The organism is Stenotrophomonas maltophilia group sp. Smal13 (assembly GCF_030236855.1).
GTDB lineage: Bacteria > Pseudomonadota > Gammaproteobacteria > Xanthomonadales > Xanthomonadaceae > Stenotrophomonas > Stenotrophomonas maltophilia_A.
Genome location: NZ_JASJSQ010000030.1, coordinates 40,390 through 47,600, shown reverse-complemented (window position 1 = coordinate 47,600; position 7,211 = coordinate 40,390). Strand labels below are relative to the sequence as shown.

Below are 7,211 nucleotides of genomic sequence, written 5' to 3'. Positions count from 1 at the left end.
CCCGCTCTGGTAGGTGCCAACCTTGGTTGGCACATTTACAGTCGAACATGGGACGACCCCGCCGAAGAGCAGCTTGCCGCACACGCCCACCGGCGCTAGCGTGCGACGGTCTTCCCTTCGGAATCCCGCCCGTGACCCTGCCCGCTTCCCGTCGACGCTTCCTGCAACTGGCTGGTGCTGGCCTCGCCGTCGCCGGCACCGGCCTACCGCAGCTCGGCCATGCCCAACCCGCGACAGCCGCCGCCCCAGCCCCTGCCGAAGGCGCCGTACTACTGAACTTCAACGAATGCCCGTACGGCCCCTCGCCCGCCGCCCAGCAGGCGGCGCGCGACAGCATCGCCAGCTGCGGCCGCTACCGCTTCGCTCTGGCGGAACAGGTTCGCGATGCCTTCATCGAACAGGCGCGCATCCCAGCTGATCACGTGCGGCTGTATCCGGGTTCCAGCGAGCCGCTGAACCGCGCCGCCGTGCTATGGACCGGCCCGCAGGCGGGGCTGGTGGTGGCCGACCCGACCTTCGAGACGCTCGGCGAGGTCGCCGCCGCACACGGTGCACACGTGCAGAAAGTGCCGCTGCGCGAGGACGGTGCACACGACCTGCGTGCGATGGTCGCCGCCGCACACGCACGCCCGACCGGGCTGCTGTATGTGTGCAACCCCAACAACCCGACCGGCTCGATCAGCCCACCGGATGAGCTCGCCTGGCTGCTGGCCCACAAGCCCGCTTCCACCCGCGTGCTGTTGGACGAGGCGTATCTGCAGTACAGCGAACAGCCGAGCCTGATCGCGCAGGTGGCGCAGCGCGATGACCTGATCGTGTTGCGCACATTCTCCAAGCTATATGGTATGGCCGGCCTGCGCCTGGGCGTGGCGACCGCACATCCCGACCGCCTGCGCGAACTGGCCAGCCTGGGCGACAACCCGCTGCCGGTGCCGGCGCTGGCGGCGGCACTGACCAGCCTGCGCGATCCGCAGTTGATTCCACAGCGCCGCCTGCAGAATGCCAAGGTGCGCCAGGCCACCATCGCATGGCTGGGCAAGCGTGGTTTCAGCTGCGTGCCGTCGGAAGCGAACTGCTTCGTGGTCGACGTGCAACGCGATGGCAGCGCGTTCGCCAAGGCGATGGCGGACAACGGCGTGGTGATCGGACGCAGCTGGCCGATCTGGCCACAGCGCGTGCGCGTGACCGTCGGCACCGAAGAGGAAATGGCGGCGTTCCGCCGCGCGTTCGCAAAGGTGGCCGGCGTGCCGGCCTGATCCTGTTGGTGGGGGCGAACCTTGGTTCGCCCCATCCACGCATGGCGTGGATCTACTGTTGTGGGTGCCGACCGTTGGTCGGGGTGGGTGCCGACCGTTGGTCGGCACGCCATGGCGCTTACCAGCGCGGGGTCTTGGTCAGCGGCGGGGCCTGGTGCTGGCGGTCGTAGGCGCGCAGCTCGTCACGGATGTGTGCGATGCGCTGGCGGCCCAGGGCATTGCGGCTGTCATCCAGCACCACGCCATCCAGCAGTTCAGCCATGCGCTGCACGGTCGGCAGCATCTTCTCCCAGGCGTCCAGCGCGGTCAGCGGCGCCGGCAAGGTCAGGAAGAAGGCGATGGCCGGGGTTTCCATGGCGCGGATGTTGGCCATGTCGAAGCTGCCCGGCTTCATGATGCTGGCCATCGAGAAAATCGGGCCGCGCTCGGGGTGGCCTTCCACCAGGCGGTGGAACACGTTCATGTGGCCGAACACCAGGCCGGTCTTCTCGGCCGCCACCACGATGTCCTCACCACGCAGCTGCTCGCCGGCCCGGGCAGCCACGAACAAGGAGACGATCTTGTCGAAATCCTGGGTGGCGCGCTTGCCGAGATCACTGGCGCCCGGGTCGGTTTCGCCCAGACCAAGTTCGGCCTGCTCGCCTTCCGTGCCCATGCCCGGTTCGACGCGGCCATCGGCCACGGCGACGCCGTCTTCGCCCAGTACCGGCTCGCGGCGCTCGCCGCTGGTCGGTTCCGCGCCTTCCACGCGGCGCCCCTGGGGCTTCTTTTTCGGACGGCCAAACAGGAAGATCGCGGCGATCAACAGCAGGCCGGCGGCCAGGATGCCGATGCGCAACAGTGCCGTGTCGGACATTCGATAGGTTCTCCGGCTAGTTCATTCAGGTAACTAGGATGGCACGTCAGGCCGCGCCCGCCAATCGCGCGGCTTCTTCCAGGTCCACGCTGACCAGGCGGCTGACGCCCGGCTCGCGCATGGTCACGCCCGACAGCTGATGCGCGGCCTCCATCGTCGCCTTGTTGTGGCTGACGAACAGGAACTGCACCTTTTCGCTCATTTCCTTGACCATGTTGGCCAGGCGGCCGACGTTGGCCTCGTCCAGCGGCGCGTCCACCTCGTCCAGCAGGCAGAACGGTGCGGGGTTCAGCTGGAAGATGGCGAACACCAGCGCCACCGCGGTCATCGCCTTCTCGCCGCCGGACAGCAGCGAGATGCTGGACACGCGCTTGCCCGGCGGACGCGCCATGATGGTCACACCGGTGTCGAGCAGGTCTTCACCGGTCAGTTCCAGGTAGGCGTGGCCGCCACCGAACAGGCGCGGGTACAGCGCCTGCACGCCAGCGTTGACACGATCGAAGGTGTCCTTGAAACGACCGCGGGTCTCGCGGTCGATCTTGCGGATCGCATCTTCCAGGGTTTCCAGCGCCGTGGTCAGGTCGGTGTGCTGCGAATCCAGGTAATCCGAGCGCTGCGAAGCCTCGCCGTACTCGTGGATGGCGGCCAGGTTGACCGGCTCCAGCCGGCGCATGCGGCCATCGATCTGGTGCACGGCCTGCTCCCAGTCACCCAGGCGGGCGTCCTCGGGCAATGCGTTGAGCACGTCCTGCAGTACGAACCCGGCCTTCTCCACCGCGCCCTGCAGGGTGTCCGCGCTGAGCACCAGCGCCTGCTGGTCCAGCTTGCGCTGCGAGATACGCTCGCGCTGGGCCAGCGCCTGCTCGTCGCGCTGGTGGCGAGTCTGCTCATAGTTGCGCAGCTCGGCGTCGATGCCGTCCAGCAGCGTGCGCGCCTCGGTCAGCACGCGGTCGGCCCGCACGCGTTCTTCCAGTGCGTTCTGGTGCTCGGCCTGCAGCGATTCGACAGGCGAATCACCTTCATCCAGCTGCGAGTGCAGTTCGCCCAGTCGCGAATCCAGCTGCCCGCGCTGGGTACCCATGCGTTCCAGCGCCTGGCTCAGTGAAGCCAGCTGCGCCCGCTGCGATTCCAGGGTCAGCGCCAGCGAATGCGAGCGCTCACGCACCGCGCGTGCAGCATCGCGCGCCAGGTCGCGAGCCTCTGTCAGCTGGCGGCGCTCGCCCTCCAGCCGCTGCCGGGTCGATTCCAGGTCGCCCATGCTGCTGACCGCGTTCTCCAACCGCGAACGCGCTTCACGCGCCTGCTCGTTGTTGGCTTCCAGCGTTTCCTGCAGCTGCTTCAGTTCACCTTCGATGCGGTCGATGCGCGTGCGCGCCGCCTCCACCTTGCCCTGCTGGCCCTGCAGCTGGCCAGCCAGTTCAGAGACCGCACGGTGGGCCTGGTACAGCGCACGCTGCGCGTCTTCGCGCTGCTGCTCGGCGGCCTGCAACTGCTCACGGAAACCACTCAGCTGTTCTTCCAGCTCGGCCTCGCGATCCTGCAGCTGTTCGATCTGCTCGCGCAGCTCGTTGATCTCGCGTTCGCGCAGCAGCGCGCCCTGCTGGGCTGCACCGGAGCGCGACACGCGCAGCCAGCCCTGGCCCAGGCGCTCGCCGCTCTGGGTGATGATCGAATCGCCTTCCGGAAGACTGCCCTGCAACACCTTCGCCTCGGACAGGTCCTTGGCTGCGTGCAGGTGCGCAAGCAGGCGACGGATCGCGGCCGGGCCACGCACGCGGGCCGCCAGCGAGGTTGGCGCGACCTTCAGGTCCGCGCCATCGTTGGCAACCAGCGCGATGTGGCCCTCGCCCAATTCGCCAAGAGCATCGACCAGGCTGGCCGGATCATCAACCAGCACGCCTTCGATCAATTGGCCGAGCGCGCTTTCCACCGCGTTTTCCCAGCCGGCATCCACGTCCAGGCGTTCGCCGACACGCGCTGCCGAATCCAGCCCGCGTGCCTTCAGCCAGGCCACGGCGGCGCCCTGCTCCTGGCCAAGCGCGGCCTGCTGCAGGGTCTCCAGCGAGGCCAGCCGGCCACGCAGGCCGTTGACCTGCTTGTGCAGCTCGGCCAGCTCGTTCTGTCCGTTGCGCTGCTGTTCCTGCACGGCCGCCACGCCCTGCTTGCGCAGCTCGACGTCTTCGCTCAATTCATCCAGCGCAGTCTTCTGCGTGTCGTGCTGCAGGTGCAGCTGCTCGAAGGCTTCTTCCAGCGCGTCCACGTCCAGCCCGGCGCGCTCGGCGGCCAGGGCCTCGCGACGCCGGTCAGCGTCGAGGATCTGCTTGTCCAGGTAGTCCACGCGCGTGCGCTCGACATCGCCGGCGCGCGACGCCTCCGAACTCTGCGAGGTGTGCTGCTCCCAGCGCTGCTGCCAGCTGGCCAGCCGGTCCTCGGCCTCGCGCAGGCTTTCCTGCTTGATCTCGTTCTCTTCCTGCAGTTCTTCCAACTGCGGGGTGGCGGCCTCCACCGCCTCGCGCAGCACCATCAGCTTGGCTTCGTCGCCGCTGATGTGCTGGCCCAGTTCGGCCAACGCCTGGCGGGTCTCGTCGCGCGCCTTGTGCAGGCGCTGCGACAGCTCGCGCTGGTGCTGGATCTGCTGCTCCAGGCGCGCCAGCGTGCTGCCGACCTGATAGACCGCAGCCTGCGCGGTGTTGAGCGCGTCGGCGGCCTCTTCGCGTCGAACGCGCGAGGTCTCGATGCGGGCCTCGGCATCACGCTGATCGGCGATCAGCTGCTGCAGCTTGGTCTCTTCCTGCGACAGCCCTTCGCGCAGCTTGGACAGGCGACCGTCCAACCCGCGGAATTCCAGGGCCTTCCACTCGGCATCCTTGACCCGGCGCTCTTCCTGCAGCGCCTGGTACTGCTCGGCCTGCTTGGCCTGGCGCTTGAGGTGTTCGAGCTGCTTGCTGATCTCGTCGCGCAGGTCGCCCAGCCGGTCCAGGTTCTCGCGGGTGTGGCGGATGCGGGTCTCGGTCTCCTTGCGGCGCTCCTTGTACTTGGAGATGCCGGCCGCCTCCTCCAGGTACACGCGCAGGTCTTCCGGGCGCGCCTCGATGATCTGGCTGATCATGCCCTGTTCGATGATCGAGTAGCTGCGCGGGCCCAGGCCGGTGCCGAGGAACAGGTCGGTGATGTCGCGGCGGCGGCACTTGGTGCCGTTGAGGTAATAGTTGCTGGTGCCGTCGCGGCTGACCGTGCGCTTGACCGAGATTTCGTTGAAAGAGGCGTACTCGCCCGAGATCGTGTGGTCGGAGTTGTCGAAGATCAGCTCAACCGTGGCCTGCGACACCGGCTTGCGGGCATTGGAGCCGGAGAAGATCACGTCAGTTAGCGAGTCGCCACGCAGGCGGCTGGCCGAACTCTCGCCCATGACCCAGCGCACGGCGTCGATGATGTTCGACTTGCCGCAGCCATTGGGCCCCACCACGCCGGTCATATTGGTCGGCAGGTGCAGGGTGGTCGGATCGACGAACGACTTGAAGCCGGACAGCTTGATCGTGGAAAGACGCATAGGGGTTCCGGACTGGGGCCGGCAAGCGGCCTGCGTTTACCCTCCAAGTCATTGATCCTGCTGGGATCGATGCCCGTGGAACGGGTGTGACGCCCTGAGTATACCGATGTGGCCGTGTTCTACGAATGGGCGTGGAACATTGTCCAGCCCCACCCCGTCGGCCGGACGTGGTCCGACGCCACGAAACGGAGCCATAAAACAAAACGGGCACCCTTGCGGGCGCCCGTTCTGCGGTGATTCCAGGCCTTGCGGCGTGGGATCAGGCTTCGGCGACGACGACGACCTTGACGGTGGTCTCGACGTCGGCGTGCAGGTGGACCAGCACGTCGTATTCGCCGATGTTGCGGAAGGCGCCTTCGCCCAGGATGACTTCGCTCTTGCTGACCGGCAGGCCGGCAGCGGTGAAGGCATCGGCGATTTCGCGGGCGCCGACCGAGCCGTACAGCTTGCCTTCGGTCGAAGCGTTGGCCGGGATGGTCACGCTCGCGCCTTCCAGCTTGGCCTTGCGGGCGTCAGCGTCGGCGTGGATGGCCTGGGCCTTGGCTTCGTATTCGGCGCGCTTGGCTTCGAACTCGGCCTTGTTGCTCTCGGTGGCCGGAACGGCCTTGCCCTGCGGCACGAGGAAGTTACGGCCGTAGCCCGGCTTCACGTCGACCAGGTCGCCCAGGTTGCCGAGGTTGGTGACTTTCTGCAGGAGGATCAGCTGCATGGTATTGCTCCAGATAAGTTATTCGTTAGCGAGGCGATGCCCCGCAACAAAGGCTGTCCGAATAGCTGGCACAGCGGGGGCGGCACCGGGCCGCCCCGCCGGGCATCAGACGTCGTGGTTGTCGGTGTACGGGATCAGGGCCAGGAAGCGAGCGCGCTTGACGGCGGTCGCCAGCTGACGCTGGTACTTCGACTTGGTACCGGTGACGCGGCTCGGCACGATCTTGCCGTTCTCGGTCAGGTACTGGCGCAGGGTGTTGAGATCCTTGTAGTCGATCTCCTTCACACCTTCAGCCGTGAACTTGCAGAACTTGCGGCGACGGAAGAACTTGGACATGGGAAGGCTCCTTAGGCGGCGGAAGCGGCGTCGTCGCCGGCTTCGTTGTCAGCGGTGGTGGTGGACTCGCCTTCTTCGTCGTCACGACGACGGCGCTCACCGCGCTCCGGCTTGTCACCCTTCTCGTCCTTGCTCTTCATGATCAGCGACTGCTCGGTGTCAGCCTCGTCACGCTTGATGACCAGGTTGCGCAGCACGGCGTCGTTGAAGCGGAAGCTTTCGGTCAGTTCGTTCAGAACGGCCTGGTCGGCTTCGATGTTCATCAGCACGTAGTGGGCCTTCACCAGGTTCTGGATCGGGTACGCCAGCTGGCGGCGGCCCCAGTCTTCCAGACGGTGGATGGTGCCGTTGCCGTTCTCGACCAGCGACTTGTAGCGCTCGATCATGGCCGGGACCTGCTCGCTCTGGTCCGGGTGGACCATGAACACGATTTCGTAATGACGACTCATGTTTTTTCTACCTTTCGGATGTGGCCTCGCGGCCGGACAGCCCCCCGCCGTTGAG

General features: G+C 66.8%; 6 protein-coding genes. 1 reads left to right on the top strand and 5 read right to left on the bottom strand.

The window, feature by feature from the left end:
- The first annotated feature begins 131 nt into the window (after nt 1-131).
- A complete protein-coding gene (locus QRO95_RS12150; RefSeq protein ID WP_285302651.1) occupies nt 132-1,256 on the top strand; it encodes a pyridoxal phosphate-dependent aminotransferase in 1,125 nt (374 codons plus the stop codon).
- 118 nt (nt 1,257-1,374) lie between these two features.
- Here QRO95_RS12150 and zipA read toward each other — a convergent pair whose 3' ends face one another.
- From zipA to rpsF, 5 genes are all read right to left on the bottom strand, one after another.
- Nucleotides 1,375-2,112 (bottom strand): cell division protein ZipA, encoded by a 738-nt coding sequence (gene zipA / locus QRO95_RS12145; RefSeq protein WP_006376490.1) that lies wholly within the window; start codon nt 2,110-2,112, stop codon nt 1,375-1,377.
- A 46-nt stretch (nt 2,113-2,158) separates the two neighbouring features.
- The gene (smc, locus tag QRO95_RS12140; RefSeq protein WP_285302650.1) at nt 2,159-5,662 is read right to left on the bottom strand and encodes a chromosome segregation protein SMC; all 3,504 of its coding nucleotides are present in this window, start codon (nt 5,660-5,662) and stop codon (nt 2,159-2,161) included.
- Between the two features lie 259 nt (nt 5,663-5,921).
- The gene (gene rplI / locus QRO95_RS12135; protein WP_014037734.1) at nt 5,922-6,371 is read right to left on the bottom strand and encodes a 50S ribosomal protein L9; all 450 of its coding nucleotides are present in this window, start codon (nt 6,369-6,371) and stop codon (nt 5,922-5,924) included.
- Nucleotides 6,372-6,476: 105 nt separating this feature from the next.
- Entirely contained in the window at nt 6,477-6,707 is a 231-nt protein-coding gene (gene rpsR, locus QRO95_RS12130) for a 30S ribosomal protein S18 (RefSeq protein WP_002804494.1), read from the bottom strand.
- A gap of 11 nt (nt 6,708-6,718) precedes the next feature.
- A complete protein-coding gene (gene rpsF / locus QRO95_RS12125; RefSeq protein ID WP_006452997.1) occupies nt 6,719-7,156 on the bottom strand; it encodes a 30S ribosomal protein S6 in 438 nt (145 codons plus the stop codon).
- Nucleotides 7,157-7,211 lie beyond the last annotated feature (55 nt).

Bases quoted from the DNA above. Each gene is read 5' to 3' on its own strand.
- zipA (WP_006376490.1), bottom strand. From the start codon at position 2,112: ATGTCCGACACGGCACTGTTGCGCATCGGCATCCTGGCCGCCGGCCTG.
- smc (WP_285302650.1), bottom strand. From the start codon at position 5,662: ATGCGTCTTTCCACGATCAAGCTGTCCGGCTTCAAGTCGTTCGTCGAT.
- rplI (WP_014037734.1), bottom strand. From the start codon at position 6,371: ATGCAGCTGATCCTCCTGCAGAAAGTCACCAACCTCGGCAACCTGGGC.
- rpsR (WP_002804494.1), bottom strand. From the start codon at position 6,707: ATGTCCAAGTTCTTCCGTCGCCGCAAGTTCTGCAAGTTCACGGCTGAA.
- rpsF (WP_006452997.1), bottom strand. From the start codon at position 7,156: ATGAGTCGTCATTACGAAATCGTGTTCATGGTCCACCCGGACCAGAGC.